This window comes from Enterobacter sp. JH25, assembly GCF_021725435.1.
Taxonomy (GTDB): Bacteria; Pseudomonadota; Gammaproteobacteria; order Enterobacterales; family Enterobacteriaceae; genus Enterobacter; species Enterobacter intestinihominis.
Genome location: NZ_CP091319.1, coordinates 3,941,061 through 3,957,957 on the forward strand (window position 1 = coordinate 3,941,061; position 16,897 = coordinate 3,957,957).

14 protein-coding genes and 1 riboswitch are annotated in these 16,897 nt (G+C 55.5%); of the genes, 9 read left to right on the forward strand and 5 right to left on the reverse strand.

Annotation, left to right across the window (positions count from 1 at the left end):
* The first annotated feature begins 81 nt into the window (after window positions 1-81).
* Window positions 82-747, forward strand: coding sequence for a DUF1190 family protein (locus L2Y28_RS18880; protein ID WP_006811983.1), 666 nt, complete (start codon window positions 82-84; stop codon window positions 745-747).
* Between the two features lie 2 nt (window positions 748-749).
* Entirely contained in the window at window positions 750-1,910 is a 1,161-nt protein-coding gene (locus tag L2Y28_RS18885) for a glutathionylspermidine synthase family protein (RefSeq protein ID WP_022649428.1), read from the forward strand.
* An 81-nt stretch (window positions 1,911-1,991) separates the two neighbouring features.
* Here L2Y28_RS18885 and ygiD read toward each other — a convergent pair whose 3' ends face one another.
* On the reverse strand, window positions 1,992-2,780 hold the full coding sequence (gene ygiD, locus L2Y28_RS18890) for a 4,5-DOPA dioxygenase extradiol (RefSeq protein ID WP_022649429.1): 789 nt from the start codon (window positions 2,778-2,780) through the stop codon (window positions 1,992-1,994).
* 130 nt (window positions 2,781-2,910) lie between these two features.
* Between ygiD and zupT the strand changes: the two genes are divergently transcribed.
* From zupT to L2Y28_RS18915, 5 genes are all read left to right on the forward strand, one after another.
* Window positions 2,911-3,684 (forward strand): zinc transporter ZupT, encoded by a 774-nt coding sequence (zupT, locus tag L2Y28_RS18895; protein WP_022649430.1) that lies wholly within the window; start codon window positions 2,911-2,913, stop codon window positions 3,682-3,684.
* A 266-nt stretch (window positions 3,685-3,950) separates the two neighbouring features.
* Window positions 3,951-4,511, forward strand: a complete 561-nt coding sequence (locus L2Y28_RS18900) for a fimbrial protein (RefSeq protein WP_022649431.1) — start codon at window positions 3,951-3,953, stop codon at window positions 4,509-4,511.
* 76 nt (window positions 4,512-4,587) lie between these two features.
* Entirely contained in the window at window positions 4,588-7,032 is a 2,445-nt protein-coding gene (locus L2Y28_RS18905) for a fimbria/pilus outer membrane usher protein (protein ID WP_032623395.1), read from the forward strand.
* A gap of 9 nt (window positions 7,033-7,041) precedes the next feature.
* Window positions 7,042-7,803 (forward strand): molecular chaperone, encoded by a 762-nt coding sequence (locus L2Y28_RS18910; protein ID WP_022649433.1) that lies wholly within the window; start codon window positions 7,042-7,044, stop codon window positions 7,801-7,803.
* Window positions 7,787-8,848 (forward strand): type 1 fimbrial protein, encoded by a 1,062-nt coding sequence (locus L2Y28_RS18915; RefSeq protein ID WP_032621917.1) that lies wholly within the window; start codon window positions 7,787-7,789, stop codon window positions 8,846-8,848. Before L2Y28_RS18910 ends, L2Y28_RS18915 begins: the two co-directional genes overlap by 17 nt.
* Window positions 8,849-8,892: 44 nt before the next feature.
* Here L2Y28_RS18915 and ribB read toward each other — a convergent pair whose 3' ends face one another.
* The gene (gene ribB, locus L2Y28_RS18920; RefSeq protein ID WP_003862538.1) at window positions 8,893-9,546 is read right to left on the reverse strand and encodes a 3,4-dihydroxy-2-butanone-4-phosphate synthase; all 654 of its coding nucleotides are present in this window, start codon (window positions 9,544-9,546) and stop codon (window positions 8,893-8,895) included.
* Between the two features lie 105 nt (window positions 9,547-9,651).
* A riboswitch (FMN riboswitch) is annotated at window positions 9,652-9,802 on the reverse strand.
* A gap of 120 nt (window positions 9,803-9,922) precedes the next feature.
* On the opposite strand from ribB, the gene ubiK reads away from it, so the two are divergent.
* On the forward strand, window positions 9,923-10,219 hold the full coding sequence (gene ubiK, locus L2Y28_RS18925; RefSeq protein WP_000566823.1) for a ubiquinone biosynthesis accessory factor UbiK: 297 nt from the start codon (window positions 9,923-9,925) through the stop codon (window positions 10,217-10,219).
* 114 nt (window positions 10,220-10,333) lie between these two features.
* On the opposite strand, the gene hldE is transcribed toward ubiK, so the two are convergent.
* From hldE to L2Y28_RS18940, 3 genes are read right to left on the reverse strand one after another with little or no spacing between them, the layout of a single operon-like run.
* On the reverse strand, window positions 10,334-11,764 hold the full coding sequence (gene hldE / locus L2Y28_RS18930) for a bifunctional D-glycero-beta-D-manno-heptose-7-phosphate kinase/D-glycero-beta-D-manno-heptose 1-phosphate adenylyltransferase HldE (RefSeq protein WP_015571898.1): 1,431 nt from the start codon (window positions 11,762-11,764) through the stop codon (window positions 10,334-10,336).
* A 40-nt stretch (window positions 11,765-11,804) separates the two neighbouring features.
* Window positions 11,805-14,660: a bifunctional [glutamate--ammonia ligase]-adenylyl-L-tyrosine phosphorylase/[glutamate--ammonia-ligase] adenylyltransferase gene (gene glnE / locus L2Y28_RS18935; RefSeq protein ID WP_022649435.1), complete on the reverse strand. Its 2,856-nt coding sequence runs from the start codon at window positions 14,658-14,660 to the stop codon at window positions 11,805-11,807.
* Between the two features lie 21 nt (window positions 14,661-14,681).
* On the reverse strand, window positions 14,682-15,983 hold the full coding sequence (locus L2Y28_RS18940) for an inorganic triphosphatase (RefSeq protein WP_022649436.1): 1,302 nt from the start codon (window positions 15,981-15,983) through the stop codon (window positions 14,682-14,684).
* A 237-nt stretch (window positions 15,984-16,220) separates the two neighbouring features.
* Between L2Y28_RS18940 and L2Y28_RS18945 the strand changes: the two genes are divergently transcribed.
* A complete protein-coding gene (locus L2Y28_RS18945) occupies window positions 16,221-16,841 on the forward strand; it encodes a TIGR04211 family SH3 domain-containing protein (RefSeq protein ID WP_023330192.1) in 621 nt (206 codons plus the stop codon).
* Window positions 16,842-16,897: the final 56 nt, after the last annotated feature.

Below are 16,897 nucleotides of genomic sequence, written 5' to 3' on the forward strand. Positions count from 1 at the left end.
GATTTCGCCCCTCTTCGCTTCATTTTCAACCACTCATCCTCTATCCTGAGCGTTAATACCCCTGGGTCCTGGAAGACAAATATGAAACGGACAAAAACGATGAATCACGCGTCGTTCCGCAAAAGCTGGAACGCACGCCACCTGACACCTGTCGCGCTGGCGGTCACCGCCGTCTTTATGCTGGCAGGCTGTGAGCAAAGCGACGAAACGGTGTCGCTCTATCAAAACGCTGACGATTGTGCGAGCGCAACCGGTAAAGCCGCCGAGTGTACGACGGCCTATAACAACGCCCTGAAAGAGGCAGAACGTACCGCGCCGAAATATGCCTCACGCGAAGACTGTGTAGCCGAATTCGGCGAAGGCCAGTGCCAGCAGGCTCCTGCTCAGGCAGGTATGGCACCGGAAAACCAGGCGCAGGCACAGTCCAGCGGTAGCTTCTGGATGCCTCTGATGGCGGGTTATATGATGGGCCGTCTGATGAGCGGCGGCGCGGGCTACCAGCAGCAACCACTGTTTAGTTCTAAAAACCCAAACAGCCCGGCGTACGGTAAATACACCGATGCCACCGGCAAGGGTTACGGTGCTGCAACGCCTGGCCGTACGATGACCGTACCGAAAACCGCGATGGCACCGAAACCAGCCACTACCAGCACCATTACCCGTGGCGGCTTCGGTGAGTCTGTGGCGAAACAAACCACCATGCAGCGTAGTGCGACCGGCTCTTCGACTCGCTCAATGGGCGGCTGATCATGGAACGAGTCAGTATTGTCGAGCGCCCGGACTGGCGCGAAAAAGCCACCGAATACGGTTTCAACTTTCACACCATGTACGGCGAGCCGTACTGGTGTGAAGACGCTTACTATAAGCTCACGCTCGCGCAGGTCGAAAAGCTTGAAGAGGTGACCGCAGAACTGCACCAGATGTGCCTGAAGGTGGTAGAGAAAGTCATCGACAGCGATGAGCTGATGACCAAATTCCGCATTCCGAAGCACACCTGGAGCTTTGTTCGTCAGTCCTGGAAAACGAACCAGCCTTCGCTCTACTCTCGCCTCGATTTGGCATGGGATGGCGTGGGTGAACCGAAGCTTTTAGAAAACAACGCAGATACGCCAACCTCCCTGTACGAAGCCGCGTTCTTCCAGTGGATCTGGCTGGAAGATCAGGCGAATGCCGGAAACTTGCCGGAAGGCAGCGACCAGTTCAACAGCCTTCAGGAAAAACTGATTGAGCGTTTCGCCGAACTGCGTGAACAGCACGGTTTCAACCTGTTGCACCTCGCCTGCTGTCGCGATACCGAAGAAGATCGCGGTACGGTTCAGTATTTGCAGGACTGCGCAGCCGAAGCGGAAGTGGCGACGGAATTCCTCTATATCGAAGAGATCGGTTTAGGTGAAAAAGGTCAGTTTACGGACACGCAGGATCAGGTGATCAGCAACCTGTTCAAGCTCTACCCGTGGGAATACATGCTGCGCGAAATGTTTTCTACCAAGCTGGAAGACGCCGGTGTGCGCTGGCTGGAACCAGCCTGGAAGAGCATTATCTCCAATAAAGCCCTGCTGCCAATGCTGTGGGAGATGTTCCCGAACCACCCGAACCTGCTGCCTGCTTACTTTGCCGAAGATGATTTCCCGCCGATGGAGAAATACGTCGTTAAGCCAATCTTCTCCCGTGAAGGCGCGAACGTCTCGATTATCGAAAACGGTAAAACGCTGGAAGCGGTTGAAGGGCCGTACGGTGAGGAAGGGATGATCGTCCAGGCGTTTTATCAACTGCCGAAGTTTGGCGACAGCTATACGCTGATCGGCAGCTGGCTTATTAACGATCAGCCTGCCGGGATTGGTATTCGCGAAGATCGCGCGCTGATTACGCAGGATCTGTCGCGTTTCTACCCGCATATTTTTATTGAATAAGACTTGCCGGGTGGCGGCTTCGCCTTACCCGGCCTACATGTTGAGCGTAGGCCCGGTAAGCGCAGCGCCACCGGGCATGTTTTACCCCACCTGCACCGACAGCATACTCAAGCTCCCCATCTCAATACCGTCGACCGGTGTTGTAATAACCTCCTGACCGTCCCATGCGCCTAATACATACAGCAATGGCAAGAAGTGTTCCGGCGTCGGGTTAGAGAGCGAACCGCCGTCGTGATCCAGATAGTTCACCAGCGGATGTGTTTCTACCGGCCCTTGCCAGGTCAGGTTGTCTTTTACATAGTCATTAAAGGCTGTTGCCCAAGGGTACGGCGTATTTTCACCGTGCCAGCGTACCGTACGCAGGTTATGCACCACGTTGCCACTGGCAATCAGCATGATGCCCTCATCACGAAGCGAAGCCAGCTTACGCCCCATCTCCATGTGCCAGGCAGCCGGTTTGGTGCTGTCGATACTCAGTTGCACCATCGGGATATCCGCATCAGGATACATCTTAATCAGCACGCCCCATGAGCCATGGTCAAAGCCCCAGGCTTCTTTGTCCAGCGCAACCGGAACAGGGGCGAGCAGATCAACCAGCCGCTGCGCCAGCTCAGGCGAACCGGGGGCCGGATAATGCGTATCGTATAGCGCCTGCGGAAAACCGCCAAAATCATGGATCGTTTTTGGCGCTTCCATGGCCGTCACGCCGGTACCCCGGGTAAACCAGTGCGCAGAGACCACCACAATTGCCTTCGGACGCGGTAACGTCTTACCCAGTTGACACCAGGCGCGGGTATAGACGTTATCTTCCAGAACGTTCATGGGGCTGCCATGGCCTAAAAACAGTGCTGGCATACGAGAAGGAGACATGGTGATATCCTTAGAGGAAGTGACAAAGTGATGGGCCTACATTACGCGCATTCAGGTGAAGATGAACGTAGATAACCGTGAAGATCATCATCAGGAAATTTGAATGCCAGATATCGCTTAAGGAGAATGCATGTCAGTACCGTTGATTTTGACCTTACTTGCGGGCGCCGCGACCTTTATCGGTGCGTTCCTTGGGGTACTCGGTCAAAAACCCTCTAATCGCCTGCTGGCCTTCTCTCTGGGTTTCGCCGCCGGGATTATGCTGCTTATCTCGCTGATGGAGATGCTGCCCGCCGCGCTTCACGCCGAAGGGATGTCGCCTGTTCTAGGCTATGGCATGTTTATCATTGGCCTGCTGGGTTATTTTGCACTCGACCGTATCCTTCCTCACGCGCACCCGCAGGATCTAATGCAAAAAAGCGTTGCCCCCATCCCTGGCAATATCAAACGCACGGCCATTCTGCTGACGCTGGGTATCAGCCTGCATAACTTTCCGGAAGGTATCGCCACCTATGTCACGGCCAGCAGCAACCTGGAAATGGGTTTTGGTGTCGCGCTGGCCGTTGCTTTGCACAATATTCCTGAAGGACTTGCCGTTGCCGGGCCCGTTTATGCCGCCACGGGTTCAAAACGTACAGCTGTCTTTTGGGCGGGTATCTCCGGGATGGCTGAAATTCTCGGCGGCGTGCTGGCGTGGCTGATCCTCGGTAGCCTCGTATCCCCGGTTGTAATGGCTGCAATTATGGCTGCCGTGGCCGGGATTATGGTCGCGCTCTCTGTCGATGAGCTGATGCCGCTGGCAAAAGAGATCGATCCCAACAATAACCCAAGCTACGGCGTGCTGTGTGGAATGTCAGTGATGGGGATGAGTCTGGTTCTGCTACAAACGGCAGGTATTGGTTAAGAATTAATGCCTCCGTTTCATACGGAGGCATTATACTATTCAAAATAACAATCCTATATATTTATCCTATAATAACTCACCAAATATAAACCCATTAGAATTTCAAAAAAAGGCGTCTCTTAAGATAGCCTGAAAATATTAATTAAAAGCACCTACAAATATATTTAAGTCACGTTAATCGCGTATTCCCACCCCAATCCGTATACTTTGCAAGTATTCTGAAATTAATATTCACATTATGAATCACTCTGAAAAAGGATATTTCCATGTATATGGGTAAGAAATTACTGTTAGCAGCGGCTATGGCTGGCATTGTGTCGGGTTCTGCTTTTGCTGAAGATCAAGGCTCTGGCAAAATCAAATTCAAAGGTGTTGTTATTGACGCACCGTGCAGCATCGCACCAGACAGCGTTGATAAAGAAGTCGATCTGGGTGAAGTGACTACGGCCGTTATCAACGCCAACAAAAAATCCACGCCGGTTCCGGTCGATATTAATCTGGAAAACTGCCAGCTTGACGATCCGGCAGACGAAACCGACACGCCAATTACCAAAGTGGATGTCACCTTCACCAGCGCAGCGACAGACGCGACAGACACCAGCCTGATGAGTAACACCTATGCAAGTGGTGCGCAGAACGTGGGTGTACGTCTGCTGGATAATGCGGAGGCTGCTATCACGCTGGGAGAATCCAACGAGGTTGAGTTGCTGGCAGGATCAACCACCCAGACGCTGCATTTCAAAGCGGTTATGGAAGTCCCCACGGGTAAAACTGCGACGGCAGGCCAGGTTGAAGCCACGGCTAACTACGTCCTGTTGTACAAATAGTTCTGTTACGTAACAGTATTAGCCGACTGGTAATTCATACCGGTCGGCATCCTTTATATATTCGAGTAACAGGATGATGACATACAAATTACAATGGATAATCATCATTGCATCCCTGTTAATGACGAGACTTACCTCTGCCACTGAATTTAATATAAACGCCATTGATAAAGATCAGCGCGGCAGCGTCGATTTATCACGTTTTAAAGATCAAATATCGGTTACGCCGGGAAGCTATTTCGTTACCGTTTCAGTTAATGATATTCCGCTGGCAAATGGCTGGCTCCTTCGCTGGAGAGAAATAAATAATGCAGTTCAAGTGTGTATTCCTCCCGAACTGGCCGATACATTTGCGTTACAGGATGAGGTTCGTCACGCTTTGCCAGAAAAAGAGGGATGCGTTGATTTCGCCGCCAGACCAGACATCAGATTTACGTTTGAGCAAGATAGCCAATCCCTGAATGTGACGATCCCCCAGGCATGGCTGCAATACCGTGCGGTGGACTGGATGCCGCCATCCACCTGGGACAACGGCGTGCCGGGCGTACTGCTGGATTACAATCTTTTTGCCAGCCATTATCAGCCCAATAGCGGCAGCAGCAATAACAACGCCAATACCTATGGCACCGTCGGTGCGAACATGGGCGCGTGGCGCCTGCGAAGCGATTACCAGTACACGCGAAGCGATACTGAAGCAAGCTCAGAGCAGGATGGCCGTTTTTCACGCGTTTATATGTTCCGCCCTCTGCCCTCAATCGGAGCGAAACTGACGCTGGGTGAAACGGATTTCCAGTCCGCAATTTTTGACGCCTTTACCTATACCGGCGCATCGCTAATCAGCGAAGAACGTATGCTGCCATGGTCGCTGCGCGGCTATGCTCCGCAGATTACCGGGATAGCGCAAACCAACGCCACGGTGACCGTAAGCCTTGCCGATCGCGTGATTTACCAAAGTAAAGTGCCACCAGGCCCGTTTGTTATTCAGGATCTTAACCAGTCGGTTCAGGGCACGCTGGACGTCAAAGTCACGGAAGAGGACGGCCGCGTCAGCACCTTCCAGGTCTCTGCCGAGTCCGTGCCGTTTTTAACGCGCAAGGGTCAGGTTCGCTACAAGTTCGCGGCGGGTAAAGCGCGCCAGGGTGCCTCCCATGACGTCGAAGATAACGCCTTCATGAGCGGCGAATTTTCCTGGGGCATGCTGTCACACACCTCCCTGTATGGCGGCACGCTGACTGATGGCGACGGTTATCGTTCAGTCGCTGCCGGGATCGGCCAGAATATGGCCTGGCTGGGGGCGCTCTCTTTTGACGTCACGCAGGCCACCAGCCAGCTGCCACACCAGCGCAGTCAGACGGGTTACAGCTATCGCATTAACTACAGCAAGCGTTTCGATACCACCGGCAGTCAGCTTACGCTTGCCAGCTACCGCTACTCAGACCCCCAGTTTTTGAGCTACGCCCGCTACCTTGATTATGACGACGGTGACCGCCAGTCGGAGAAACAAACCCTGAGCGTGACGGCAAGCCAGTACATTTCAGCGTTATCCCTGAACCTGTACGTCAACATGCTGCGTCAGACATGGTGGAATGATTCACCTTCCACGACCGGCAGCATCACGGCGGGCTACAACTTTGATATGGGCCGCTGGAAGAACCTCGGCGTAACCCTGTCCTGGAGTAAAACGCATTACGATGAGGAAGACGAAAGTGACGATACTCAGTTCTATCTCTCGCTCAGCGTACCGCTCGATCCCGACCATCGTCTTAACTATGACCTGCGTAACAGCGACACGCTGAGTCATAACGTGTCGTGGTATGACACGTCGGATCGCAATAATACCTGGGGCGTTTCCGCAGGCGCGGAGAGCGGGAAGCCAGATTCCGGCGCGCAGGTCAGCGGGAATTATCAGCATTATTCTACGTACGGCGATCTCAATCTCTCAGGCAGCTATAAAGCTGACGAATATAACTCCCTCAGCGCGAGCTGGAGTGGTTCCTTCACCTCAACGGCGAAAGGCGCCGCGCTGCACCGGCGCAGCTACGGTAATGAACCTCGTGTGATGGTCAGCACCGACGGGGTAGGCAATATCCCGCTGAACATGTCGCGAGATGAGACCAACCGTTTTGGCATCGGCGTTTTACCGTCATTCTCCAGCTATTCCCCCTCCAGCGTGCAGGTCAATCTGAACAACCTCCCTGATGGCGTGGACGTAGACAACCGCGTCGTGACCTCAACCTGGACTGAGGGAGCCATTGGTTATCGTCAGATTGCCACGCGCGCAGGTAAGGACGTGACAGGCGTTCTGCGAATGTCATCAGGAGCGCCACCTCTCGGGGCGATTGTTCGCCTGGAAGCAAGCAATTTGCAGGTTGGGATGGTGGCCGATGAAGGCCGCGTCTGGCTGGCCGCCGTTGAGCCAGAACAGCAGTTTCGCGTGACATGGGGCGACAACCAACAGTGTCGCTTCTCGTTACCTTCTCACTTAGAAAACAGTATGCAGTTGATACTGCCGTGTCAGTAAGAAATCATCATGAAATTAACGCCGTTTAAAAGCCTGTGCCTGATGCTAACCAGCACAGCATTTGCTACCCACGCAGCCATTAATCTGGACCGCACGCGCATTGTTTTTCCAGAAAGCGACAAGGCCAGCAGCCTGAAAGTGGACAATCAGAGCAAGGTGCTGCCTTATCTGGCGCTCTCCTGGATTGAAGATGAAAAGGGACAAAAAGAAGATACGCACTTTATGGCGCTTCCCCCCATTCAACGTATCGAAGCGGGCACCTCGTCGCAGATAAGGATTGTTAAACAAGCCGCTACTCGCCAGCTGCCAGGAGACAGGGAATCGCTGTTTTATTTCAACCTGCGTGAAGTACCGCCAAAAAACACCAGCGCCAGCGAGGAGCGCAGCGTGATGCAGGTAGCAATGCAGAGCCGAATTAAGCTGTTCTGGCGTCCAGAAGCGATTAGCAAAAAATCCGGCGAACTGACTGAAATGCGAATGGAAATTTCCGCCAACGCGGATGGGCTCACGGTCCACAACCCTACGCCGTACTACATCACGCTGGCGTGGCTGAGCAAAAATGCTAAAACCATGCTGCCGGGTTTTGACAGTCTGATGATTGCGCCTTTCGCCACGGCAACCGCGTCTACCGGCGATTACCACGGTAGTTATTACAGCATCGGCTATATCGACGATTACGGTGCCCTGAAAAAAGTCGACGTGCAGTGCACCGGAACGGCGCAATGTAAACTTACCGAACGGAAAATCGATAAAGATGCGAAAGCTCGCTAGTGTCCTGCTTACATTGCTGCTTTCAGCGCTACCTTTGGAAGATGCGATGGCGCTTAACTGTTATCTGGGTGGCTCTGGCGGTTCCGTCGAGGAGACAAAAACGATCTCCCCCTTTGCCATACCCAGCAACGCCCAAATTGGCCAAAAAATATGGGAGTCTGATGACATTAGGATTCCGGTGACGTGTGACAACAACGTCTCGAGCAATTTTAAGCCGGAAGATGTCTTTGCCTGGGTAAATCCTTATCCTGTCGCAACCGATCCCTATTATGAGCTGGGCGTCACCTATGAAGGCATAGATTACGATGCTACAGGTCAGCCCAACGGCGTGGATACCCGCCAGTGTCTGGACAACAATAACATCACTATTTACACCCCTGCTCAAATCCGCCAGATGGGTTGGGAGAATCGCATTTGCTCTGGTAATCCGGATGATATCCATATTTCGCGCACGTTCGTCGCCCGATTACGACTTTTCGTGAGAATAAAGGCTGTGCCGCCGCATGGCTATGTCAGTTCGCTCAGCGATTACATCGTTGTGCAATTTGACGGTAAGGGTGGCGTTAATCAGATGGCCGACGCGAAGAACCTGAAGTATCACATCAACGGGCTGCAAAACATTACGGTCCTTGATTGCGGGGCGACGTTTAGCATTTACCCTGAGAATCAGGAGATCGACTTCGGCACCTTCAGTGCGCGCGACATTGTGAATCAGCAGAAGCGTATTCGCACGTTTTCAATTCGAACCACCAAAGTGCAGGATGCCCAGTGCTCGGACGGATTTAAGATGGACTCGTCATTTTACACAACCGAAACGCTCAGCGCAGACGACACCGCGGTACTGATAGGGAATGGGTTAAAGCTGCGTATTCTTAACGGAACGGAGCCTTACACATTCAACCAGTACAAGGAATACGCCGATTTTACGGGCGATATGATGAATCTTGAGCAAAACTACACGGCTGAACTTTCGCGGGATGAAGGAAAAGCGATTCAGTCCGGGCCGTTTGAAACCGTGGTACTGTTCAAAATTAACTACCACTAGAAACAAAAAAGCCGGGTTTCCCCGGCTTTTTCACATCAGCATGTTCAGCTGGCTTTACGCTCATGCGCCCGGCGGTATTCAACCAGGTCTTCAATCGTCACCACTGGCATATTGTGCAGACGCGCAAAGGTGATGCACTCCGGCGCGCGCGCCATGGTGCCATCATCGTTGGTCAGTTCGCACAGCACGCCTGCGGGTTTGAAGCCAGCCAGCGTCACCAGATCGATGGTCGCTTCGGTATGACCACCACGGGTCAGCACGCCGCCCGGCTGCGCGCGCAGCGGGAAGACATGACCAGGGCGGTGCAGATCGGAGGGTTTTGCACCATCAGCAATCGCTGCACGCACGGTAGTCAGGCGGTCAGCCGCCGACACCCCGGTGGTGACGCCATGTGCCGCTTCAATGGTCACGGTGAAGCCGGTACCAAAGGCGCTGGTGTTGTTTTCAACCATCATCGGCAGATCAAGCTGCTGGCGACGGTCTTCGGTGATGCACAGGCATACGATGCCGCTACCGTGACGGATGGTCAGCGCCATCTGCTCAACGGTCATGTTCTCGGCGGCAAAAATCATGTCGCCTTCGTTTTCACGGTTTTCATCGTCAAGCACCATCACACCGCGGCCTTCGCGCAGTGCATCCAGTGCATGTTCAACACGTTGAGTTGAAGTGCCAAAAGAGGAAAGTAGCGTCTGATTCATGGTAAAAAAACCTCATTAACTTTATGGTTACCAGAATCAGGGCAGTCTTAGGAGCGCCGTACAAGCGGCAAAAAAATAACGTGAGCGGGCCTTGCCCGACTGGATCGTTACTCTCTCCCATCCGGACTCTAACCGTCGGCCCCGGAATTACACCGGATCTGCTGACCTTTGAGAATTCACCCAAAGCGCTCGCGGGCTTTCAGCGTTAAGCTGATTTACCGCCGGTGGGGAATTTCGCCCCGCCCTGAGAATAAGCGAGATAACTATAACGCTATTGATTACCCTGGGCAATGCATAAGCTTCAAACAATTTTGTTTAACCCGCGGCATGACGCGCTACAATAGGCACTAACACCTTTTCATCAAGGGAAACGACAATGATTGACCCAAAGAAAATTGAGCAGATCGCGCGTCAGGTTCATGAGTCCATGCCGAAAGGTATTCGTGAGTTTGGTGATGACGTTGAGAAGAAAATTCGCCAGACGTTGCAGGCACAGTTGGTTCGCCTTGATTTAGTCAGCCGCGAAGAGTTTGACGTGCAGACGCAGGTGCTGCTGCGCACCCGCGAGAAGCTGGCGCTGCTGGAACAGCGTCTGAGCGAGCTGGAGAGCCGCAATGCGCCGGAAGAGGTGAAGCCAGCGCCAGCTATTCCACCGGTGGATGACCAGGCATAGTGCGGCCTGTTGTGCCCGGTGGCGGCTACGCCTTACCGGGCCTACATGAACGCGTAGGTCGGGTAAGGCGCAGCCGCCACCCGACATAAAAAAACGGGCCAACTGGCCCGTTTTTTACTGACTGTCTTTCTGGATCTTCTTAATGATGTTAGTGGTTGAACACCCGTCCTCAAAGTTGAGCACCATCACTTCACCGCCATTCGCCCAGACCTCTTCGCTACCTGCGATTTGCTCTGGCTTGTAATCACCGCCCTTCACCAGCAGGTCAGGCAGAATTCCGGCAATCAGGCGCTGCGGGGTGTCTTCTTCAAATGAGACCACCCAGTCCACCGCTTCCAGCGCGCCGAGCACTATCATGCGCTGCTCCAGCGGGTTCACCGGACGCGTTTCACCCTTCAGACGTTTGGTTGAGGCATCGCTGTTGACCGCCACAATCAGGCGGTCGCCCAGCTTGCGCGCATTCGCCAGATACGAGACATGACCCGCATGCAGGATGTCGAACACGCCGTTCGTCATCACCACTTTTTCACCGCGTTTGCGCGCGGCGGCAACGGCCACTTTCAGCTCGTCTTCGGTCATGACGCCAAAGCCGGTATCCGCACGCCCACGCACCGCATTTTCCAGCTCGATTGGCGAAACGGTGGAGGTTCCGAGTTTACCGACGACCACGCCCGCCGCGGCATTCGCGAAGTAGCACGCTTCTTCCAGGGAGTTCCCCGCCGCCAGCGTCGCCGCCAGCACGCCAATCACCGTATCACCGGCACCGGTCACGTCGTACACTTCCTGCGCCTGGGTTGGCATATGCAGCGGCGCCTTGCCCGGTTGCAGCAGCGTCATGCCCTGTTCGGAACGGGTCACCAGCAGCGCAGACAGCTCGAAATCAGCGATGATTTTCATGCCGCGCTCAACCAGCTCTTCTTCAGTTTTGCACTTGCCCGCCACCGCTTCGAACTCAGAGAGGTTGGGCGTCAGCAGGGTTGCGCCGCGATAGCGCTCAAAATCGGTGCCTTTCGGGTCGATCAGCACCGGAACGCTGGCTTTGCGCGCCAGCTGGATCATGGTCTGCACGCTCGCCAGCGCGCCTTTGGCATAATCAGACAGCACCAGCGCGCCGATATTGCCCAGCGCCTGGCTAATGCGCTCATGCAGCGGCTCAGGATCAACGCCTTCGAACCCTTCTTCAAAGTCGAGGCGGATCAGCTGCTGGTTACGCGACAGCACGCGCAGCTTGGTGATGGTTGGGTGGGTCGGAACAGAAACGAAGTCGCACTTCACGTTCACGTCCGCCAGCGACTGGCTCAGCGCACGCGCCGCATCGTCAATGCCGGTCAGGCCCACCAGACGCGAATGCGCGCCCAGCGAGGCTATGTTCATCGCCACGTTTGCCGCGCCGCCTGGACGTTCTTCAATGGTGTCGACCTTAACTACCGGCACCGGCGCTTCCGGAGAGATACGGCTGGTCGGCCCATACCAGTAGCGATCCAGCATCACATCCCCGACAACCATAACTCCAGCACGTTCAAACTCTGGCAGTGTTACTTTCATTCCTGACTCCAGAAAGATTCACAATTTGCGCGCGATAATATCACACTTGTTTTGTTACGCACGGTTCCACCAGCCACTTCTGCCAGCTTGCGGTCACCTGCGCGCGTTCATCGGTGAAACCGTCCAGCGCCACATGGCCCGGCTGTTCCTGTAAGGCCAGATGGTGCAGCTCGTCACGCAGCGTGGTGTAGGCGCGGGTTAATGCCTGCGCCTCCTGCTCATCCATAATGTCGTTCTGCGCCAGCAGTTCCAGTATGCGCACGTTATCCGACCAGCGGGTCAGCTTCGGCTTATCGTGCGCGTGCAACAGCACCAGATACTGAGTGATAAACTCAATATCGGTAATCCCGCCCTCATCAGCTTTGATATCAAAGCGATCGCGATGTTTGTTGCCAAGGTGCGCGCGCATTTTCTCACGCATTTCCCGCACTTCGGTTTGCAGCGTACAGCCTTCGCGCGGGGTCGTCATGACCGCCTTGCGGATCGCATCGAACTGCGTTTTGAGCTGCGGATCGCCGTACACCACGCGGGCGCGCACCAGCGCCTGATGCTCCCACGTCCAGGCTTCGTTCTTCTGATAGTCGGCAAAAGCCTCCGTGGAGGTAACCAGCATGCCTGCCGCGCCGGACGGGCGCAGACGCGCATCCACTTCATACAGAATGCCGGATGAGGTGCGAGTGCTGAACAGGTGCATGATGCGCTGGGCCAGGCGCAGGTAGAACTGCCGCCCGTCGATTTCACGCTCACCGTCGGTCATCACGTCAACCGGACAGTCGTGGAGGAAAATCAGATCCAGATCGGAGCTGTAGCCCAGCTCCCAGCCGCCCAGCTTGCCGTAACCCACCACCGCAAAACCGCGGCCTTCACGGTCAGCAAGGTGCTTCGGCTGCCCGTAGCGGGCCACCATCTGCACCCACGCCTGGTGGACTACCGCGTCGATGATCGCTTCCGCCAGCCAGGTTAAGTGATCGCTCACTTTCATTACCGGCAGAGTACCGGCGATATCTGCCGCCGCCACGCGCAACATCTGTGCCTGCTTAAACTGACGCAGCGCCTCAAGCTGTTGCTCTTCGTCCTCTTCCGGCACGCGCAGCAGATACTGACGCAGCTCGTCGCGGTAAGCATCCGTCGCCGTCGGCTGATAGAGCGTATTCGGGTCGAGCAGTTCGTCGAGCAGCAGCGGATAACGCGCCAGCTTGTTCGCCACCATCGGGGAGGCGGCGCAAAGGGAAATCAGATGCTTCAGCGCGCCGGGAAACTCACTTAATAGTTCAAGGTAGGTGGTACGCGTGACGATCCCGCTCAGGAGCGGCATCATGCGCGACAGCGGCACCGGCGCATCCTCGCGGGAGCAGACATCGCTCAGCAGATGCGGCATCAGATGATCCAGCACCTGACGACCGCGCGGGCCAATGGCGCGTTTGTTCAGTTCGAGGCGGAAGTCGGCGATTAACGCCACCACGCGATGGCGGGCATCGTCGCTTAAGTGCGCCAGCACCGGCGTGGTGTCATCTTCCTGAAGCGCGTCCTGCCACAGTTCGCGCCAGTGCTCGGAGAGCGCATCGTCCTGCGATTCACTTTCGTCGTCGCCGATCAGATCGTTAAAGATGCGGCGCACGCCCGCCATATGCGCTTCCAGCCGTTCCGTCAGCGCCGCCCAGTCATCCACCCGCATCCCCCAGGCCAAACGCGCCCGGTTCAGCTCATCGCCCGGTAACGTCTGGGTCTGTTCGTCGTTGATACTTTGCAGCAGATTTTCCAGACGACGCAGGAAGAGATAAGCGTCACGCAGCGTTTGCGCGTCGCCTTCCGGCAGCAGATGCAGCTGATCGATAGCGCTGAGCGTTGGCAGCAGCGAACGGGATTGCAGAGAAGGTTCGCGCCCGCCGCGTATCAGCTGGAAGACCTGGACGATAAATTCGATCTCACGAATACCGCCCGCGCCGAGCTTGATGTTGTCCTTCAGGCCACGGCGACGCACCTCGCGGGCAATCATCCCTTTCATATTTCGCAGAGACTGGATCACGCTGAAGTCGATGTAGCGGCGGAACACGAACGGGCGCAGCATGGCGCGCAGCTCGTTGGCGTAGGCATCGTCGCTGTCGCCCATGATCCGCGCTTTGACCATCGCGTAACGCTCCCAGTCGCGCCCCTGCTCCTGGTAATAATCTTCCAACGCGGCAAAGCTCAGCACCAGTGGCCCGCTGTCGCCAAACGGACGCAGACGCATGTCCACGCGGTAGACAAAACCATCCTGGGTGGGCTGATCCAGCGCCTTAATCAGCCGCTGGCCGAGGCGGGTAAAGAACTGGGCGTTGTCCAGCTCGCGACGACCGCCGCGCGTGGTGCCGTTCTCCGGCCAGGCAAAAATCAGGTCGATGTCTGAGGAAAAATTGAGCTCGCAGCCGCCCAGCTTGCCCATCCCCAGTATCAACAGCGGTTGCGGAACCCCGTCTTCGCTGCACGGCGTGCCCCACTCTTTACAGCAGGCGGCGTAGAGCCAGTCCCGCGCGGCGACGATCAGCGTCTGCGCCAGCTCGCTCAACTGCTGCAAGGTGCTCTCTTCACTCACCAGCTCCAGCGCCTGCGCCCAGGCAATGCGTACCATCACCCGGCGGCGGAACTGACGCAGAACGCGCATCAGCGTGGGTTCATCTGCCACCTCTGCCAGCGCGGTTTGCAGCCAGCCAGCATAATGCCGCCACTCGTCAGCCTGCGGCGGCGCGCTTTCCAGCGCTGCCAGCCAGTCCGGGTTAGCGCTGACGCTCTCCTGCACAAAATCACTGAACGTGAGCACGCTTTTCGCCTGCTCGCTTAACGATGACGCGGGTAACGACTCAGGCAGGCGTTCACAAACGGTCTGCCAGTGCTGCTGTAACTGCGAAGAAAGCGGCATATCAGGGGTTCCTTGCCAGAATTAACGTTTTCCGCTGTGCAGCCAGTACGGATCCTGCGAAATGGCCTCGTTGCGGAAATGCTCGATCTCAATCTGCTGACGGGTCTCGATGGCATGCTTAAGCCCCTGCCAGTTCTCCAGCCAGGCCTGCGCCTTCACGCCCTCATACGCACCTGACAGCAGCAACATGCTGTCGATGTTACGCGCCAGGCGGGGAAGCTGATCGCCATACTGGTCGCCCAGCGGATGCGCGAAGGTGGTTCGCAGCTCGGCCGCGTGACGGGAGAGGTGGATATCCGCAAAACGTTTGAAGTTTTCCGCGATTTTAGTCTGCCCTTTCGCATCGAGGAAAATGCGCCAGCCGCGCGTCACCAGAAATTCGGTCAACGCCAGTTTCGCGCTGGCGTTTTGCGAGCTGTAGATCGCCGTTTGTGCCGACACGTCAGAAAGCATCAGCGTTTCGGTTTGAGTGAGCAGATCACGTAAGTGAGCGCTGGCTTTACGCGGTACAATACCGCCGAACAGCGCCAGGGTGTGACGCACCAGCCCCATAGCAGCGAGCACCTGTTTTTTGGCATTTTTCACGTTACGCGCCCACAGCTCCTCGTGGTACTGCCACTGAGAGAGCGCCAGCTCCAGCGCCGCTTCCATGCCCTGCTCAACGGAGGCTTTCGGCACAACGCGCAGAATCGGGGTTTCTCGCAGCACGCGCGGCGCATTCCCGGCGGCCAGGTGATAGCCGCGCGCCGCTTTACTCAGGCTGCCCTGACGCAGGCCAGGCTGGTTCACCAGCTTGTGCGCCAGCTTCAGCACGTCGCTCGCGTCGCCTTCCAGCAGTTCGAGTTCCAATTCGCAGATCGGCTCCTGCTCTTCACCAGCCTTAATTTCACCTCGATCAAACGCAATCTCAATGCGGCTCTTGCCTTCCGTCACCAGCCATTTCTCGCGCCAGAAATCGGTGCTGAACAGCGGTTGCGCCTCTGCCGACAGCGTTGCGGGCAGCGTCCCTTCCGGCCACACTTCCGCCGGAAAACGATCCAGCTCAAGTTCTGGCTTACTGATGTCGATATTGTATTCCGGACGCTGGTGCAAACCGCCCACCACGCGACCGGCGATTTTCATCGTCATCTCGTAGCGCCCGTTCGCACCACGGATGCGCAGGCCCATATCGTGGCTGCGCAGCCAGTTGTCCGGCGTTTCGTAATAGATGTTGAGCAGCTGTACGGGTTCATGGTGCTCGCCGGACAGCGTATTCAGATGCTGGCGGAGCGCGTCAGCGCTGTCTTTTTCGACGATAAACTTTAATTCGATCTCTTGTGCCATAGCCTTGTACTTTTGCGTGCGTCACAGACGCGTCGATGAAGGCGAACTTCCTCGCCATTTGTTTGTCAGTACATAGTATTTTGCGCCAAATTGCCACGCAATGAGCAATTTGACGGGCGTAAAAGTTTAAAGCGGTGGAAATCATGACACAGATGATTCCGATTGATGATGAATCCTTTGCGTAGCGACACTGATACCACTACTATCGTTCCACTTTTTATGAAAATAACGACTGATATGCTTAAATTACGCCTGATTGGACTTACTTTACTCGCTTTTAGCGCCGCAACCGCGGTCCACGCTGAAGAGAAACGTTACGTTTCTGATGAACTGAATACCTGGGTACGCAGCGGCCCTGGAGACAATTATCGCCTCGTGGGTACGGTAAATGCCGGCGAGGAAGTGACTCTGCTGCAAACTAACGCAGACACCAATTACGGTCAGGTTCGTGACAGCTCTGGCCGCACCTCATGGATCCCGCTGAAAGAGCTAAGCACAGTGCCAAGCCTGCGCACCCGCGTGCCGAATCTGGAAAATCAGGTGAAAACCCTGACCGATAAGCTGAACAACATTGACGGTACCTGGAACCAGCGCACCGCAGAGATGCAGCAGAAAGTGGCGCAAAGCGACAGCGTGATCGCCGGTCTGAAAGACGAAAATCAGAAGCTGAAAAACGAGCTGATCGTCGCACAGAAGAAAGTAAACGCCGCTAATCTACAGCTGGATGACAAACAACGCACCATCATCATGCAGTGGTTTATGTATGGCGGCGGCGTACTGGGCGTCGGTCTGGTGCTGGGTCTGGTGCTTCCTCACCTTATCCCAAGCCGTAAACGTAAAGACCGCTGGATGAACTAACTCGTCTTCTCTGCCACACTTACGTATCATCTTGCGAAAAGAGAAAACGGGAGTGT

What these genes read in the sequence shown, in the direction of transcription:
- L2Y28_RS18885 (WP_022649428.1), top strand. Translation starts at nt 750, where the DNA reads ATGGAACGAGTCAGTATTGTCGAGCGCCCGGACTGGCGCGAAAAAGCC.
- ygiD (WP_022649429.1), bottom strand. Translation starts at nt 2,780, where the DNA reads ATGTCTCCTTCTCGTATGCCAGCACTGTTTTTAGGCCATGGCAGCCCC.
- glnE (WP_022649435.1), bottom strand. Translation starts at nt 14,660, where the DNA reads ATGCCGCTTTCTTCGCAGTTACAGCAGCACTGGCAGACCGTTTGTGAA.
- L2Y28_RS18905 (WP_032623395.1), top strand. Translation starts at nt 4,588, where the DNA reads ATGACATACAAATTACAATGGATAATCATCATTGCATCCCTGTTAATG.
- L2Y28_RS18945 (WP_023330192.1), top strand. Translation starts at nt 16,221, where the DNA reads ATGCTTAAATTACGCCTGATTGGACTTACTTTACTCGCTTTTAGCGCC.
- ubiK (WP_000566823.1), top strand. Translation starts at nt 9,923, where the DNA reads ATGATTGACCCAAAGAAAATTGAGCAGATCGCGCGTCAGGTTCATGAG.
- L2Y28_RS18940 (WP_022649436.1), bottom strand. Translation starts at nt 15,983, where the DNA reads ATGGCACAAGAGATCGAATTAAAGTTTATCGTCGAAAAAGACAGCGCT.
- zupT (WP_022649430.1), top strand. Translation starts at nt 2,911, where the DNA reads ATGTCAGTACCGTTGATTTTGACCTTACTTGCGGGCGCCGCGACCTTT.
- L2Y28_RS18880 (WP_006811983.1), top strand. Translation starts at nt 82, where the DNA reads ATGAAACGGACAAAAACGATGAATCACGCGTCGTTCCGCAAAAGCTGG.
- hldE (WP_015571898.1), bottom strand. Translation starts at nt 11,764, where the DNA reads ATGAAAGTAACACTGCCAGAGTTTGAACGTGCTGGAGTTATGGTTGTC.
- L2Y28_RS18910 (WP_022649433.1), top strand. Translation starts at nt 7,042, where the DNA reads ATGAAATTAACGCCGTTTAAAAGCCTGTGCCTGATGCTAACCAGCACA.
- L2Y28_RS18915 (WP_032621917.1), top strand. Translation starts at nt 7,787, where the DNA reads ATGCGAAAGCTCGCTAGTGTCCTGCTTACATTGCTGCTTTCAGCGCTA.
- L2Y28_RS18900 (WP_022649431.1), top strand. Translation starts at nt 3,951, where the DNA reads ATGTATATGGGTAAGAAATTACTGTTAGCAGCGGCTATGGCTGGCATT.
- ribB (WP_003862538.1), bottom strand. Translation starts at nt 9,546, where the DNA reads ATGAATCAGACGCTACTTTCCTCTTTTGGCACTTCAACTCAACGTGTT.